General features: G+C 61.5%; 16 protein-coding genes. 13 read left to right on the top strand and 3 right to left on the bottom strand.

Annotated features, from left to right (window positions below; translation table 11 throughout):
* Nucleotides 1-86: 86 nt before the first annotated feature.
* From C8264_RS09835 to C8264_RS09800, 9 genes are all read left to right on the top strand, one after another.
* Nucleotides 87-1,370 carry an acetyl-CoA C-acetyltransferase gene (locus tag C8264_RS09835; protein WP_108460820.1) on the top strand — a complete coding sequence of 428 codons (1,284 nt, stop codon included), beginning with the start codon at nucleotides 87-89 and terminating at the stop codon, nucleotides 1,368-1,370.
* A complete protein-coding gene (locus tag C8264_RS22135; RefSeq protein ID WP_162783555.1) occupies nucleotides 1,367-1,528 on the top strand; it encodes a hypothetical protein in 162 nt (53 codons plus the stop codon). Before C8264_RS09835 ends, C8264_RS22135 begins: the two co-directional genes overlap by 4 nt.
* 326 nt (nucleotides 1,529-1,854) lie before the next feature.
* Nucleotides 1,855-3,471 (top strand): peptide ABC transporter substrate-binding protein, encoded by a 1,617-nt coding sequence (locus C8264_RS09830; RefSeq protein WP_108460819.1) that lies wholly within the window; start codon nucleotides 1,855-1,857, stop codon nucleotides 3,469-3,471.
* 107 nt (nucleotides 3,472-3,578) lie between these two features.
* Nucleotides 3,579-4,502, top strand: a complete 924-nt coding sequence (locus C8264_RS09825) for an ABC transporter permease (protein ID WP_108460818.1) — start codon at nucleotides 3,579-3,581, stop codon at nucleotides 4,500-4,502.
* Nucleotides 4,502-5,422 carry an ABC transporter permease gene (locus C8264_RS09820; protein WP_108460817.1) on the top strand — a complete coding sequence of 307 codons (921 nt, stop codon included), beginning with the start codon at nucleotides 4,502-4,504 and terminating at the stop codon, nucleotides 5,420-5,422. Before C8264_RS09825 ends, C8264_RS09820 begins: the two co-directional genes overlap by 1 nt.
* Nucleotides 5,423-5,424: 2 nt before the next feature.
* Nucleotides 5,425-6,408, top strand: a complete 984-nt coding sequence (locus tag C8264_RS09815; RefSeq protein ID WP_108460816.1) for an ABC transporter ATP-binding protein — start codon at nucleotides 5,425-5,427, stop codon at nucleotides 6,406-6,408.
* Entirely contained in the window at nucleotides 6,405-7,427 is a 1,023-nt protein-coding gene (locus C8264_RS09810; protein WP_108460815.1) for an ABC transporter ATP-binding protein, read from the top strand. The genes C8264_RS09815 and C8264_RS09810 overlap by 4 nt, the downstream gene beginning before the upstream one ends.
* Before the next feature lie 163 nt (nucleotides 7,428-7,590).
* Complete coding sequence (ykgO, locus tag C8264_RS09805) at nucleotides 7,591-7,716, top strand: type B 50S ribosomal protein L36 (protein ID WP_046105532.1); 126 nt, start codon at nucleotides 7,591-7,593, stop codon at nucleotides 7,714-7,716.
* Nucleotides 7,717-7,803: 87 nt separating this feature from the next.
* The gene (locus tag C8264_RS09800; RefSeq protein WP_108460814.1) at nucleotides 7,804-8,205 is read left to right on the top strand and encodes a polyketide cyclase; all 402 of its coding nucleotides are present in this window, start codon (nucleotides 7,804-7,806) and stop codon (nucleotides 8,203-8,205) included.
* A gap of 55 nt (nucleotides 8,206-8,260) precedes the next feature.
* Here C8264_RS09800 and pyk read toward each other — a convergent pair whose 3' ends face one another.
* The gene (gene pyk / locus C8264_RS09795) at nucleotides 8,261-9,700 is read right to left on the bottom strand and encodes a pyruvate kinase (RefSeq protein ID WP_108460813.1); all 1,440 of its coding nucleotides are present in this window, start codon (nucleotides 9,698-9,700) and stop codon (nucleotides 8,261-8,263) included.
* Entirely contained in the window at nucleotides 9,697-10,266 is a 570-nt protein-coding gene (locus C8264_RS09790; RefSeq protein WP_108460812.1) for a DUF1036 domain-containing protein, read from the bottom strand. The genes pyk and C8264_RS09790 overlap by 4 nt, the downstream gene beginning before the upstream one ends.
* A 177-nt stretch (nucleotides 10,267-10,443) precedes the next feature.
* Between C8264_RS09790 and C8264_RS09785 the strand changes: the two genes are divergently transcribed.
* Nucleotides 10,444-10,704 (top strand): DUF2312 domain-containing protein, encoded by a 261-nt coding sequence (locus C8264_RS09785; protein ID WP_108460811.1) that lies wholly within the window; start codon nucleotides 10,444-10,446, stop codon nucleotides 10,702-10,704.
* A gap of 135 nt (nucleotides 10,705-10,839) precedes the next feature.
* On the opposite strand, the gene C8264_RS09780 is transcribed toward C8264_RS09785, so the two are convergent.
* On the bottom strand, nucleotides 10,840-11,607 hold the full coding sequence (locus C8264_RS09780) for a phosphatase PAP2 family protein (protein ID WP_205245657.1): 768 nt from the start codon (nucleotides 11,605-11,607) through the stop codon (nucleotides 10,840-10,842).
* Between the two features lie 77 nt (nucleotides 11,608-11,684).
* On the opposite strand from C8264_RS09780, the gene C8264_RS09775 reads away from it, so the two are divergent.
* The 3 genes from C8264_RS09775 to C8264_RS09765 all read left to right on the top strand — a co-directional run.
* Nucleotides 11,685-12,620, top strand: a complete 936-nt coding sequence (locus C8264_RS09775) for a diacylglycerol/lipid kinase family protein (RefSeq protein WP_108460810.1) — start codon at nucleotides 11,685-11,687, stop codon at nucleotides 12,618-12,620.
* Nucleotides 12,617-13,444 (top strand): metallophosphoesterase family protein, encoded by an 828-nt coding sequence (locus C8264_RS09770; protein ID WP_108460809.1) that lies wholly within the window; start codon nucleotides 12,617-12,619, stop codon nucleotides 13,442-13,444. Before C8264_RS09775 ends, C8264_RS09770 begins: the two co-directional genes overlap by 4 nt.
* Nucleotides 13,445-13,582: 138 nt before the next feature.
* Nucleotides 13,583-13,944: helix-turn-helix domain-containing protein (locus C8264_RS09765; RefSeq protein WP_162783554.1), on the top strand; the 362-nt coding region annotated here is incomplete at its 3' end.

Genomic DNA, 13,944 nt, shown 5'->3' with positions numbered 1-13,944 from the left:
CCCCACCCTTGATCCCTCCCCGCAAGGGGGAGGGTGTCGACTGAGCCATCCTTCACAATACCTGCTCCCAACGGCGAGAGTCCAACATGACTGAACTTCGCAAGGTGGCCATTGTCGGTGCGGCGCGCATTCCCTTCGCGCGCGGCAATTCGGCCTATGCCGATGAGACCAATCTTTCCATGTTGGGAACCGTGCTCGCGGGGCTAGTGGATAAGTTTGGCCTGAAAGGCCAGAAGATCGACGAGGTGATGGGCGGGGCGGTGATTGCCCATTCGCGCGATTTCAATTTAGTGCGCGAGGCGAGCCTGGACGCCGGGTTGTCGCCACGAACGCCGGGGACCAATATGCAGATCGCCTGCGGCACGAGCCTGCAGGCGGCGCTGACGCTGGGCGCCAAGATCGCCTCGGGCGAGATCGATAGCGGGATTGCGGCGGGTTCGGACAGCATCAGCGACAGCCCAATTGTGTTCGGCAACAAGTTCCAGCATCGCTTGATTGATCTCAGCCGCGCGCGCTCAGCCGGCGAGAAGCTGGGGGTGTTCAAGGGGTTTTCGCTCGGCGAGCTGACCCCGGTGGCGCCATCGGTGAACGAGCCCCGCACGGGGCTATCCATGGGGCAGCACTGCGAATTGATGGCGCGCGAATGGGGTATCTCTCGCAAGGCGCAGGACGAACTGGCGGTTGCAAGTCATCGCAACGCCGCCAAGGCCTATGACGAGGGTTTCCACGACGACCTGCTGGTGCCCTGCGCCGGATTGGTGCGGGACAACAATGTGCGGGCGGACACGAACCTCGACAAAATGTCGACGCTCAAGCCGGCGTTCGACAAGTCGAGCGGGCAGGGGACACTGACAGCGGGCAATTCGACGCCGCTGACCGATGGCGCTTCGGCGGTGTTGCTGGCAAGCGAGGAATGGGCGCGGGCGCGGGGCCTGCCGATCCTGGCCTATCTGACGACGGGGCGTGTTGCGGGCAATGACTTTGCCCATGGCGAGGGGCTGCTGATGGCGCCGACCATTGCGGTCAGCGAAATGCTGGCGCGGCACGGGATCGGGTTCGACGATATCGACTTCTTCGAACTGCACGAAGCGTTTGCGGCGCAGGTGCTGTGCACGCTCAAGGCCTGGAACGATCCGGCCTACTGCCGGGATGTGCTGGGGCGCGAGCAGGTGTTGGGGACGATCGATCCGGCCAGGATCAACGTCAAGGGATCCAGCATTGCCTATGGGCATCCGTTTGCGGCGACAGGTGCGCGTATTCTGGGGATCACGGCGAAGTTGCTGGCAAGCGAGCCGGGCAAGCGGGCGCTGATTTCGGTATGCACGGCTGGTGGGCAAGGCGTTGCAGCTCTGGTAGAAAGCGCCTCATGAGCGATAATGTCGTCAAATTCCGCCGCATCGAGAAAAAGCCCGAACCACCGGTGAAGAAGCCGCGCGGCCCAACGCCGACATGGGTGCCGTTTACGGTTCTGGTGGCGATTGCGGTGGCGATCTATTTCGTGCAGCGCTCGGGATTGTTGGGCGGCTAGCAGCGCAGCTTTGCCTCGAGACCTCATCCTGAGCTTGTCGGAGGACGAGGTGGGCGGGTGGAGTCATGCTGCCACGGCCCCATGGTTCGACAGGCTCACCATGAGGTCTGCTTCGCGGTCCGTGCTGGTTACCGGCGTGTTAACAACTGCGCGCAGCTTGACGTTTAGGTCAATGTTTTGCTTGTCAGTGGACGGAAAGCCGTAATACCGTCCATCGATCTTGACCGGCGGGCCTAAAACTCGCGGGCCACAAGGGCATTGAGCACCGCAGCAGCATGATTGCGGGATAAACGACTTCAGGATTTCCACAAGGAGATGGGACGAGCATGAAATTCACGCAAACCCTGACTGCGGTAGCGACCGCTGGCGCGATGGCGCTGCTGATGAGCAGCGCGGCTTCCGCCGTGACGCTCAACATGATGAACGGCTCGGAGCCCGGCTCGATTGACCCGCACCAGGCGTCGGGCGACTGGGAAAACCGCATCATCGGCGATTATATCGAAGGTCTGATGACCGAAGACGCCAATGCCGAAGCCATTCCGGGACAGGCCGAAAGCTACACCATCTCCGACGATGGCCTGATCTATACCTTCAAGCTGCGTGAGGGCGTCCAGTGGTCCGATGGCGAGCCGGTAACGGCAGAAGACTTCGTCTTCGCCTTCCAGCGCCTGTTTGATCCAAAGACCGCATCCGACTATGCCTACCTGCAGTTCCCGATAAAGAACGGCTCGGAAATTGCTGACGGTACCGTGACCGACTTCAACGAACTCGGTGTCAAGGCGATCGACGACAAGACGGTTGAAATTACCCTCGAAGGTCCTACCCCGTTCTTCCTGCAGGCGCTGACCCATTACACCGCCTATCCCGTGCCAAAGCACGTGATCGACGAGGTGGGCAATGACTGGACCAAGATCGAGAACATCGTCTCGAACGGCCCCTATACGCCCACCGAATGGACGCCCGGCAGCTACATCAAATCGGTCAAGTCCGAGACTTATTGGGACGCCGCGAACGTGCAGATCGACGAAGTGAACTACTTCGTCCAGGACGATCTGGCCGCCGCCCTGTCGCGCTATCGCGCCGGTGAATACGACATTCTCGTCGACATTCCGGCCGACCAAGCCGAGTGGATCAGGACCAACCTGCCGGGGCAGGATTATTTCGCTCCGTTCCTGGGCATCTACTACTACGTGATCAACCAGGAAAAAGAGCCCTTCGACAATCCAGAGCTTCGCAAGGCGCTGTCAATGGCGATCAATCGCGACGTGATCGGCCCCGACGTGCTGGGCACGGGCGAATTGCCGGCCTATGGCTGGGTGCCGGAAGGTACGGCAAACTATGAAGGCGTCGAGCCTTACCAGCCCGAGTGGATCGGCCTGTCCTATGAAGAGCGCGTAGCGGAAGCCAAGGCGATCATGGAGGGCCTGGGCTACACCTCGTCATCCCCGCTCGCCGTGCAGCTGAAGTACAATACCAACGACAACCACCAACGTGTTGCCGTTGCGATCTCCTCGATGTGGGAGCAGATCGGCGTCAGGACCGAGTTGTTCAACTCCGAAACCGCCGTGCACTACGACTCGCTGCGGGCCGGCGACTTCGACATCGGCCGTGCCGGCTGGCTGCTCGATTATTCGGATCCATCCAACACCCTCGACCTGCTGCGGACTGGCATCGAGCAGGATGGCGCGATGAACTGGGGCAATAATTACGGCCGCTATTCGAACGAAGAGTTCGATGGCCTGATGGACCAGGCCACGACCGAACTGGACCTCGCCGCCCGTGCGGCGCTGCTCGGCCAGGCTGAAAAGATCGCCATGGACGAAACCGCCGCCTTCCCGATCTACTGGTACATCGCCCAGAACGTGGTTTCGCCAAAGATCACCGGCTTCGTCAGCAACGCGTCGGACATTCACCGTACCCGTTGGCTGACCAAGTCCGAGTAGGTTCTATCTAAATCCCGCGGCGTCGCCCCAGGGAGGGGCGGCGCCGCTATTTTATCCGCCAGACGCCAGCGAACGCGCGGCGCGGTGGATGTGAAAGGTCCTATTCCATGGTTGGATATGTGACGCGGCGCGTGCTTTCGGCCATCCCGATAGCGCTGATTGCCGTCACTGCCTGTTTTTTCATTCTGCGGCTGGCGCCCGGCGGTCCCTTCGATGGTGAACGCGCGCTGCCGCCGACGACGCTCGCCAATCTGCGTGCGCACTACAATCTCGACCTGCCATTGATCCAGCAATACTTCATCTATGTAGGCCGGCTGCTGCAGGGCGATTTCGGACCATCCATGGTCTATAATGACTTCACCGTGGCCGAGATGCTGTGGATCGGCTTGCCGTTCACGCTGATGCTGGGCTTTTCCGCCTTCATCATCGGCACGATCGTCGGCCTGGTCGCCGGAGCGCTCAGCGCGGTCAACCAGAACAAATGGCCGGACTATATGCTGGTATTCCTGGTGATGATCGGGCTGGTGGTGCCGAACTTCCTGATGGCGGCCATCATGCAGCTGGTGTTCGGGGTTTATCTAGACTGGTTTCCCGCCGGCGGCTGGCAGGCTGGGTCCATTCCACATCTGGTGCTGCCGATCACCGTTCTCGTGCTGCCCCATGCCGGACGCACGGCGCGCCTGATGCGCGGCTCGATGATCGAGGTGCTGGGCACCAACTACGTGCGCACCGCCAAATCCAAGGGGCTGGGCCAGCGATTGATCCTGGCGCGGCATGCCATCAAGCCCGCGCTTTTGCCGGTGGTGAGTTATCTGGGTCCGGGGCTGTCGTACCTTTTGACCGGCTCGCTGGTGGTGGAACAGGTGTTTGCCCTGCCGGGGATCGGCAAATATTTCATCAGCGCGGCGCTCAACCGCGACTACGGCCTCGTGCTGGGAACGACGATTTTGTACATGTTTATCATCCTGGCCGTGAACCTTCTGGTCGACATCCTCTATGCCTGGCTCGATCCCAAGGTGAGGTACAGCTGATGGCCGGCATAACTGGCAAGGACGCGCTGCTCACAGAGTATGCCAACAGGCTCGAAACGCTGGACGCTCCCAAGGGCCGTTCGCTGACGCAGGACGCCGTGCGGCGCCTCGTGCGCAACAAGGCGGCCGTGCTGTCGGTGTTCGTGGTCAGCTTCATCATCCTCTTCGCGTTCATCGGGCCATATCTGCTGCCCTGGACCTATGACAAGATCGACTGGAGCAATATTCGAAAGGGCCCCGATTTCGACGCTGGCCATTTCGTGGGTACCGACCAGAATGGCCGCGACATGCTGGCGCGCATCATGCAGGGCACGCAGATGAGCCTGATCGTGGCGGGCGTCGCCACGCTGGTCTCGGTGATCATCGGGGTGATCTATGGCGCCGTTGCCGGCTATTTCGGCGGCAAGGTGGATGCGGTCATGATGCGCTTCGTCGATATCATGTATGCGCTGCCCTATATCCTGTTCGTGATCATTCTGGTGGTGATCTTCGGGCGCAATCCGGTGCTGCTGTTTGTCGGCATCGGGTGCCTGGAATGGCTGACCATGGCGCGAATCGTGCGCGGGCAGACGCTGTCGATCAAGGAGCGCGAATTCGTCGAGGCAGCCAAGGCCGGCGGCGCCAAGCCCTGGACCATCATCATCCGCCACATCGTGCCGAACCTGACCGGGCCGGTGGTGATCTATGCCACGCTCACTGTCCCCGAGATCATCCTCACGGAGAGTTTTCTTTCCTATCTGGGGCTGGGAGTGCAGGAACCGCAGACATCGCTGGGCACGCTGATCTCGTTCGGCTCGCCAGTGGCGGAAACCCTGCCCTGGATGCTGATCGGACCCGCGGTCGTGCTGGTGAGCCTGCTGCTCTGCCTCACCTATATCGGCGACGGCCTGCGCGATGCTCTCGACCCCAAGGATCGCTGACAATGAAACAAGTCCTTCAAGTGGAAGACATGTCCGTCACGTTCGAATTGCACCAGAGCGAGGTGCATGCCGTGCGGGAGATGAATTTTTCCCTGGCCCAGGGCGAGACGCTCGCCGTAGTGGGGGAATCCGGTTCGGGTAAAAGCCAGGCGTTTCTCGCCATCATGGGCCTTCTGGCCAAGAATGGCCGGGCCGAGGGGCGCGCCATGATGGGCGACATCAACCTCATCGGCATGGAACCCAAGCAGCTGGACAAGCATCGCGGCAAGGATATCGCGATGATTTTTCAGGACCCGATGACGAGCCTCAATCCCACGCTCAAGATCAAGACGCAGCTGAGCGAAGTGCTGGTCAAGCATCGCGGCTTCGAGCAGAGCCAGGCGGTCAAATCAGCCACCGAAATGCTGGAGCGTGTCGGTATCCCCGAACCCGCCAAGCGCGCCAATGCCTATCCGCACGAACTATCAGGCGGCATGCGGCAGCGTGTGATGATCGCCATGGCGCTGCTGTGCCAGCCCAAGATCCTGATAGCGGACGAGCCGACCACGGCGCTCGATGTGACGGTGCAGGCGCAGATGCTGGACCTGTTCAAGACGCTGACCGAGGATTTTGGCACGGCGCTGGTGCTGATTACCCACGATCTGGGCGTGGTGGCGGGCGTCGCCGACCGTATGATGGTGATGTATGGCGGGCGCGCGGTGGAGAAGGGAACGACTGACGATCTGTTCTACGATCCGCGACATCCCTATACGCTGGGACTGTTGCATTCGACGCCCCATATCGCCAAGCGCGCCGAACGGCTCGACCCGATCCAGGGCCTGCCGCCAAGCCTTGAGCACCTGCCCAAGGGCTGTTCGTTCAACCCGCGCTGCGCCTTTGCGTTCGACCGTTGCCTGGTGGAACGTCCGCCGCTGGCACCGACGGGGAATGGCCGCGAGAAGGCCTGCCACTATGAGGGTCCCATGGCCTATGGAAAGGTCGCATGATGGACCAGACCCCGATCAACCTGCTTGAAATCCGCGACCTCAAGAAAACGTTCTCGGTATCCTCGGGCCTGTTCAGCCGGCCGCTGACGCTGACGGCCCTGGAGAATATCAATTTCTCCATCCGCAAGGGTGAAACCCTTGGCATCGTGGGCGAGAGCGGGTGTGGAAAATCCACGCTCGGCCGCTGCATCCTGCAATTGCTCGCCCCGGACGAGGGGCAGGTGCTGTGGCTGGGGCAGGATCTGACCAAGCTGCCGGCCGAAGAAATGCGCCAGCGCCGCGCGGATCTGCAGATCATTTTCCAGGACCCGCTGGCGTCCCTCAATCCGCGCATGACGGTCGGCGAGATCATTGCCGACCCGCTACGCACCTTGCGCCCCGAGCTCAACAAGCAGGAGCGGCGGGCCCGCGTGCTCAAGATCATGGAAGCGGTGGGTTTGCTGCCGGAAATGATCAACCGCTATCCGCATGAGTTTTCGGGCGGGCAGGCGCAGCGCATCGGGATTGCCCGGGCGCTGATTACCGAACCCAAGCTGATTGTCTGCGACGAGCCAGTGTCGGCGCTCGACGTGTCGATCCAGGCGCAGATCCTGAACCTTTTGAGCGAACTCAAGGACGAGTTCGGGCTGACGCTGATTTTCATTTCGCACAATCTGAGCGTCGTGCGGCACGTTTCGGACCGCATTCTGGTGCTGTATCTGGGCCGTATCGTGGAGCTGGCGACGGGCGACGAGATCTACGAAAAGCCCCGCCATCCCTATACGCGGGCGCTGCTGACGGCGGTGCCGATTCCCGATCCGCGGCTGGCTCGGCAACGCAATATCGATGCGCTGAAGGGCGAAATACCCTCGCCGATCAATCCGCCTTCGGGGTGCACATTCCGTACGCGCTGCCGGTTTGCCAAGCCTTATTGCGCCGAACACCGGCCGCCGCTCGAGACGATCGAGGACAATAGGCTGGTGGCGTGTCATCGCTGGCGGGAGATCGAAGTGCCGGAAGAGGCTGTGCTGGGCGCCTGAAAGCGTGCTTCGGGTTTGCTGCCATTTGCCCGGGTGCAAGCCTGCGGAAAAGTGGTAAAAACCTCTATTCTGCTGCGTTGACAGCCCCGGCCAATTTCCCTATGTATGCGCTCAAGTTTCGGGCGCCTAGGCGCCCCTTTTATTTGACCTGAGGATAACACCGATGAAGATCCGCAACTCGCTGAAGGCGCTGATGACTCGCCACCGCGCGAACAAGCTCGTCCGCCGTCGCGGCCGGGTATACATCATCAACAAGGTCGACAAGCGCTTCAAGGCCCGCCAGGGCTAAGCTCCGCTTCCATCGATATGCATTGGAAAGCCCGCGCAAGCGGGCTTTCTGCTTTTGCGCCATGCCCAGCGAGACGGGGAACCTTCCATGCGGCCATCCCACATCATCAGTGTCTCCATCGAGCGGCCATGCGATGAGGTCTATGCCTTCCTCGCGCAGCCCCGGAACTATGCCCAATGGGCTGCCGTGGAGCCGGGCAGCTTCAAGCCGCTGCCCAATGGCGATTGGGAAGGGGAGATGTCCTTTGGCTACCGGCATGTTCGCTTCACGCCACCCAATCCCTACGGCGTGCTGGACCATGCGATATTCATTCCGGGGGGTGAACTGCTGTTCACGCCCTTGCGCGTGGTGCCTAACCAGCAAGGCACGGAGCTGATGTTCACCTATTTCGCACGCGAAGGCATGGATGAGGCGCAGTTCGCCTCGGCGGTGGAATGGATCACCACCGACTTTCTGGCGCTCAAGAGCGTGCTGGAAGCGCGCGGGTGAAGATACAAAAAGACCCGCCGAAGCGGGTCTTTTCTTTGGCGGTTTGCGAGGCGCGTCAGCTTGAGCCGGCGCCGTCCTGGCGGACGAAAGCGATGCGCAGCATATTGGTGGCGCCGGGGGTGCCCAGCGGGATGCCTGCGGTGATGGCGACGCGGTCACCAGGGCGGGCGAAGCCTTCCTGGTAGGCGATGACGCAGGCGCGATCGACCATGTCTTCGAGCGAGACGGCGTCTTCGGTCTGCACGCAGTGAACGCCCCAGACCACCGACATGCGGCGGATGGTGCGCATGTTGGGGGACAGCACAATGATGGGCTTGGATGGCCGCTCGCGGGCAGCGCGGATGCCGGTGGAGCCAGAGGCCGTGTAGGTCACGATGGCGGCCAGATCGAGCGTTTCGGCAACCTGGCGTGTGGCAGCCGAAATGGCGTCGGCGGCGGTTGCCTCGGGTTCGGTCTGGGCAGCGCGAATGATGTTGCGATAGTTGGCGTCGCTTTCAACGGCGATGGCAACCTTGTTCATGGTGGCAACGGCTTCGACCGGGTACTGGCCCGATGCGGATTCGGCCGAGAGCATGATGGCGTCAGCGCCCTCGAAGACGGCGATGGAAACGTCCGACACTTCGGCGCGGGTCGGGACCGGCGAGGTGATCATCGATTCCAGCATCTGCGTTGCAACGACAACCGGCTTGCCATAGCGGCGGCACATGCGGATCATGCGCTTCTGCAGGCCCGGAACGGTTTCGAGCGGCAATTCTACGCCAAGATCGCCACGCGCCACCATGATGGCGTCGCTGAGCTTGACGATTTCATCGAGCCGGTCGATGGCCTGGGGCTTTTCGATCTTGGCCATGACACCGGCGCGACCCTGGACGATCTTGCGCACGTCGATGATGTCCTCGGGACGCTGCACGAACGAAAGGGCGATCCAGTCCGCTTCGGCCTTGAGGCCTTCGAGCAGGTCGGCATGGTCTTTTTCGGTCAGCGCGCCGGTGGGCAGCAGCGTATCGGGCAGGGAAACACCCTTCTTGTCGCTCAGCTTGCCGCCATAGATGACTTCGGTCTCGATGGCGCCATTGCCCACCTTGGTGGCCTTGAGCGCGATCTTGCCATCGTCAAGCAGCAGGCGATCACCGACCGAAACGCTTTCGATGATCTCGGGATGGGGCAGATAGACGCGTTCGGCATTGCCGTTGTCGTCCTTCTGGCTGTCGAGCGTGAATTTCTGCCCGGCAACAAGGTTCACCGAACCGCCGGCGAATTTCCAGACGCGGAGCTTGGGGCCCTGCAGGTCGACCAGGATGCCCAGGGGATGATTGAGACGCTTTTCCACAGCCCGAATGCGCGCAACGGTCTGGTGCAGCACTTCGTGGCTGGCATGGCTCATATTGATGCGGAACACGTCCGCACCAGCCTTGGCCAGTTCCTCGATCATCTTTTCTTCGTGGCTGGCGGGCCCGAGGGTCGCGAGGATCTTGGCGCGTCTCATGCGTCTCATTGCGTGTCCGTTCCTTGGGTCGTTATGTCGTCCTGCGGCGCATCGGATGAAACGTCGTCTGGATCGACAAGGAATGTGGGATCTTCGAGATCCTCGCCGGCATCAGGACCAACCACGGCAGGGCCGGCATTGTCCTCGGTCAGCTGCAGTGTCCAGTCCGTGCGGTTCTGGGTATCGATTTCAAAGAAGCCGGTGCGCTCATAGCCCCGGGCGAGGCAATCCTCAACCCCGAATATCGTGAAGGTTTCGTCACGTGTGCACATGAACACCGAACCTTCCCAGGCGCCGCCCCCGATATCGTCTACGGCATAGATGTAATAAAAGCGCCGCTGCAGGTCGCCCTGATAGAGCACGCGGCAATCGCCGGGAGGGGCCTGCCACCAGCCTTCGCTCATCCAGCCGCGCTCGGCGCGATAGCCCATCGAGACCGAAACCAGATTGGCCGTTTCATTGCAGATGCGCAGATCAGCCCGCGCAGGCGTGGCAAAAAAGACGACGCTGGCGCCGACTGCACAAATCAGGGTCAGTCCGAAGCGGATTGCTTGCAAAAGGATGCCGGAGATCATTGGAAAAAACGTGCCTGTTTGAGCCCATGGTGCCGCATAGGTCAATGGCAAAACGGGCATTTTGTTGGAAATGGGGGACCCCAATCACACCTGGATGTGGATTGACCCACAAAGGGGTTGAACCGGAGCCTTTAGTGCTGTTCAAGCAGCGCTTGATTTAAGAAGGACGTTTATTCCATGGCCGACGACAGCGTAGCCCAGGATCAGTTGCGGGCATTCATCGAGCGCATCGAGCGCATGGAAGAAGAAAAGGCCGCCATCGCCGCAGATATCAAGGAAATCTATGCCGAAGCCAAGGGCAATGGCTTCGACACCAAGATCCTGCGCAAGATCGTTGCCATCCGCAAGCAGGATGCCAATGAGCGCATGGAGCAGGAAGCCCTGCTTGAGCTTTACATGTCGGCGCTCGGCATGGTCGAGGCGCCGCCGGAGGACTGAGCGTCCGGCTCGAATATCCATTATCTCACCCACCCACTGCGCTTCCCCCGGACTTGATCCGGGGGTCACTCTCAGCGCGGCACAAGTGGGCAAAGGCCCTCGGATCAAGTCCGAGGGAAGCGCGGTGGGTGGGAGTTATTTTGCCTCGACCGACTCGCCTTGAGTTGTCTGCTCGGCAGGCTCCTCCACAGCGCCGGTCTTTTGCAGTTTGAAGGCTATGGCGCTGCATAGCATGGCCCAGGCGGCGCCGAGGCACCAACCGGCGAGGATGTCGCTGGGAAAGTGGACGCCCATATAAAGCCGGCTGAAGCCCACGATCAGGGTGAGGAACACCGCGCTGCCGATGCTGAAAATCTTGAGGTTGCGCGTAGGGGCCAGACGGGCAAGCACCGCACCGATGGTCAGGAAGGTGACTGCCGAGAGCATGGCATGACCGCTGGGGAAGCTTGCGGTGAACTGCTGGGACATCGCCGTCAGGTCAGGGCGGGGGCGGTTGTAGCCCATTTTGAGGAACGTGCTGAGCAGCGTGCCGCCGATGACCGATATAACCAGCAGCAGCGCGGCGGACTTCAGGCGTACCATAACGAGGTAGGCGCAAACCCCGATCACGATGAGGCCGAGCAGTGAGAAGCTGCCAAGCGCGGTGATGTCGCGGATCATTTCATGTACCCATTCGGGCCCGATGACTCGGTCCACATTGGCAGGGTCACGAAACAGCATCAGGATGGCTTTATCGAAGGCCTCCGTCTCCCCCTCCAGCACCTCGTCGGCAATGCTGAGGAAAGCGAGGAGCAGCCCACTTGCGCCTGCTATGGCCCCCAGGAGCCAGATTTCACCAGAAACAAAGCTCTGGACGCGGCGGTAGTGCTTGTTGGCCAGCAGGCGATCAAACATCGTTTCCATTCTCATCTTTGACACGCAACGTCTCACGCCAGTGCACGTTCCGCTAGAGCAGGGGTGTAGATCAGGATGCGAACAGCATGAGCCATGCGTCTTACTTTGTCATATTGAATGCCAATGCCGGCACTGCCAACGCAACCGGTATCACCGCGGAGTCACTCCAGGCTCTGTTCGAAACCCATGGCATGACGGCAATCGTGGATGCCGATGCGGAGGCCGGCATGGATGCGCGCATCAAGCGGGCGCTGGATAGCGGGGCCCAGACCATCGTGGCTGCAGGCGGGGACGGCACCATCATGGCACTGGCGGCGGCGCTGGTCGGAACGGACCGGCAATTGGCGATCCTGCCGCTGGGAACGGTCAATGCGCTCGCCAAGGATTTGCATGTGCCGCTGGACCTGCCCAGCGCAGTCGCGGCGCTGCAAACCGGCGAGGTAAGGCGCATCGACGTCGGTGAGGTCAACGGCCGCATCTTCCTCCACAAGGTGGTCATTGGCTTGATCCCCGGCGTTGCGGCGGGGCGCGAGAAGATCCGGGGCCGCTATGATGCTGCGGCCAAGATTGGCTTCTTGCGCTATTTCTTCCGACGGCTGGCGCGGGCCAAACGCATGGCGGTGGCCATCGAGACCGACGCAGGTGCACGCCGCGTCGAACGCGTCCAGGCACTGGCGGTGGCAAGCAATGCCTATGACGAGGGCATGGGGCAGTTCTTTTCCCGTCATAATCTGGACCGCGGAACGCTTACGCTTTACGTGCTGAGCCATTTCACGCTGGGCGATTTCCTCCGCCTGACCACCGGCATGCTGATGGGACGCTGGCAGGATGACGAGGCGCTCCAGGTGGAGACCATCAAGGCCGTCACCATCGAAACCCGCAAGCCATCGGTGAAGGTGATGTTTGACGGTGAGGTGATAACCCTGCAGACGCCGCTGCGTTTTGCCATTCGGCCGTTGGCGCTTACTGTGCTGGTGCCGCCAGCGATCGATCAAGCCAAGGCAGGAGAGCAAGTAGCGTGAAGATAGTGCATATTTCGGACCTGCATTTCGGGCACCATGATCCGCAACTTGCCGAAGGCTTCGCCGCTGATATCAATGCACTAGCGCCGGACCTGATCGTCGCGAGCGGGGATTTCACCCAGATTGGGACCAAGCTGGAATTCGAACAGGCGCGAGCGTTCCTCGATACATTGACGGCGCCGGTGTTCGCCGTGCCGGGCAATCACGATGTGCCGGCCGTCAACATCTTTCGGCGCTTCCTTGATCCCTACGGGCTCTACAAGAAATATATCGCCGAGGACCTCGAGCCCTATCTCGAAGCCGATGGGGTCGTGCTGGTGGGCATGCGGACCGCGCGGCGGGCGCGGCTGGAGTGGAACTGGGGACACGGCACGATCTCGCGCGGGCAATTGGAAGACCTCGACGAACGCTTTGCCAAGGCTCCGCCGAGTGCCGTCCGCGTGATCGTGGCGCACCATCCGCTGCTGTTTCCGACCGAGCCGATGATGCAGCAGACCAAGCGCGTCAAGCGGGCCGACGAGGCGCTGGCCAGGTTCGCCGAGCTTGGTGTGCGGCTGGTGTTGTCAGGGCATTTCCACCTGTCCTATGTGCGCAAGCACGAGAGCCTCGAGGCGGCGCGCGAAGGCGAGCCGATCGGCGTCAGTAAGTCGGTGGTGGCGCCCATCCTTGTGGCGCAGGCATCTTCGGCAATCTCGACGCGACTGCGTGGCGAGACCAACGCGTTCAATATCATCGACATTACGTCCGAGCGGATCACCATCACCGTGCGGGAATGGCGGGACGGGGCGTGGCGCACGCGCGACAAGGCGAGCGAGCCGGTTTAGAGTAGAGGGGACCCGGCCAAATATCTCCCACCCACGATGTCATTCCCGCGAAAGCGGGAAACTCACTTTTGCGCTGAAGTGAAGTGGGATTCCCTCGACTCACGCCACAAGTGCAACACCTGCTATGGTGTTGGTGCGATGGGAACTTTGTATGAGCAGTTGAGCCTGCGGGAGGGGGTTGAGATCGACATTGGGCGGCGCAAGGGGCTCTCGATGCAGGCGATCGGCCAGATGCTGGGGCGTTCGGCCTCAACCATCAGCCGTGAGTTGGGGCGCAATGGCAGGCCCACCAGGCATTGGCGCGGGAGCTATGATGGCGAGCGGGCGGATGGTCTGGCGGCGCGGCGCCGGCGCTGGGATGCCCGCCACAAGTTGGCGCGCCAGCCGGCGCTGGCCATAACGGTCAGGGATTACCTTGCGATGGGATGGTCGCCCGAGATCATCGCCGGCCGGCTGGCGCGCCAGCACGGTTGCACGATCATCAGCCCCGAGTCCATCTA

The sequence above is a fragment of the Devosia naphthalenivorans genome (genome assembly GCF_003056355.1).
Classification (GTDB): domain Bacteria; phylum Pseudomonadota; class Alphaproteobacteria; order Rhizobiales; family Devosiaceae; genus Devosia; species Devosia naphthalenivorans.
Note: the sequence above shows the minus strand (reverse complement) of the source record. Positions and strands in the feature narration are given on the sequence as shown.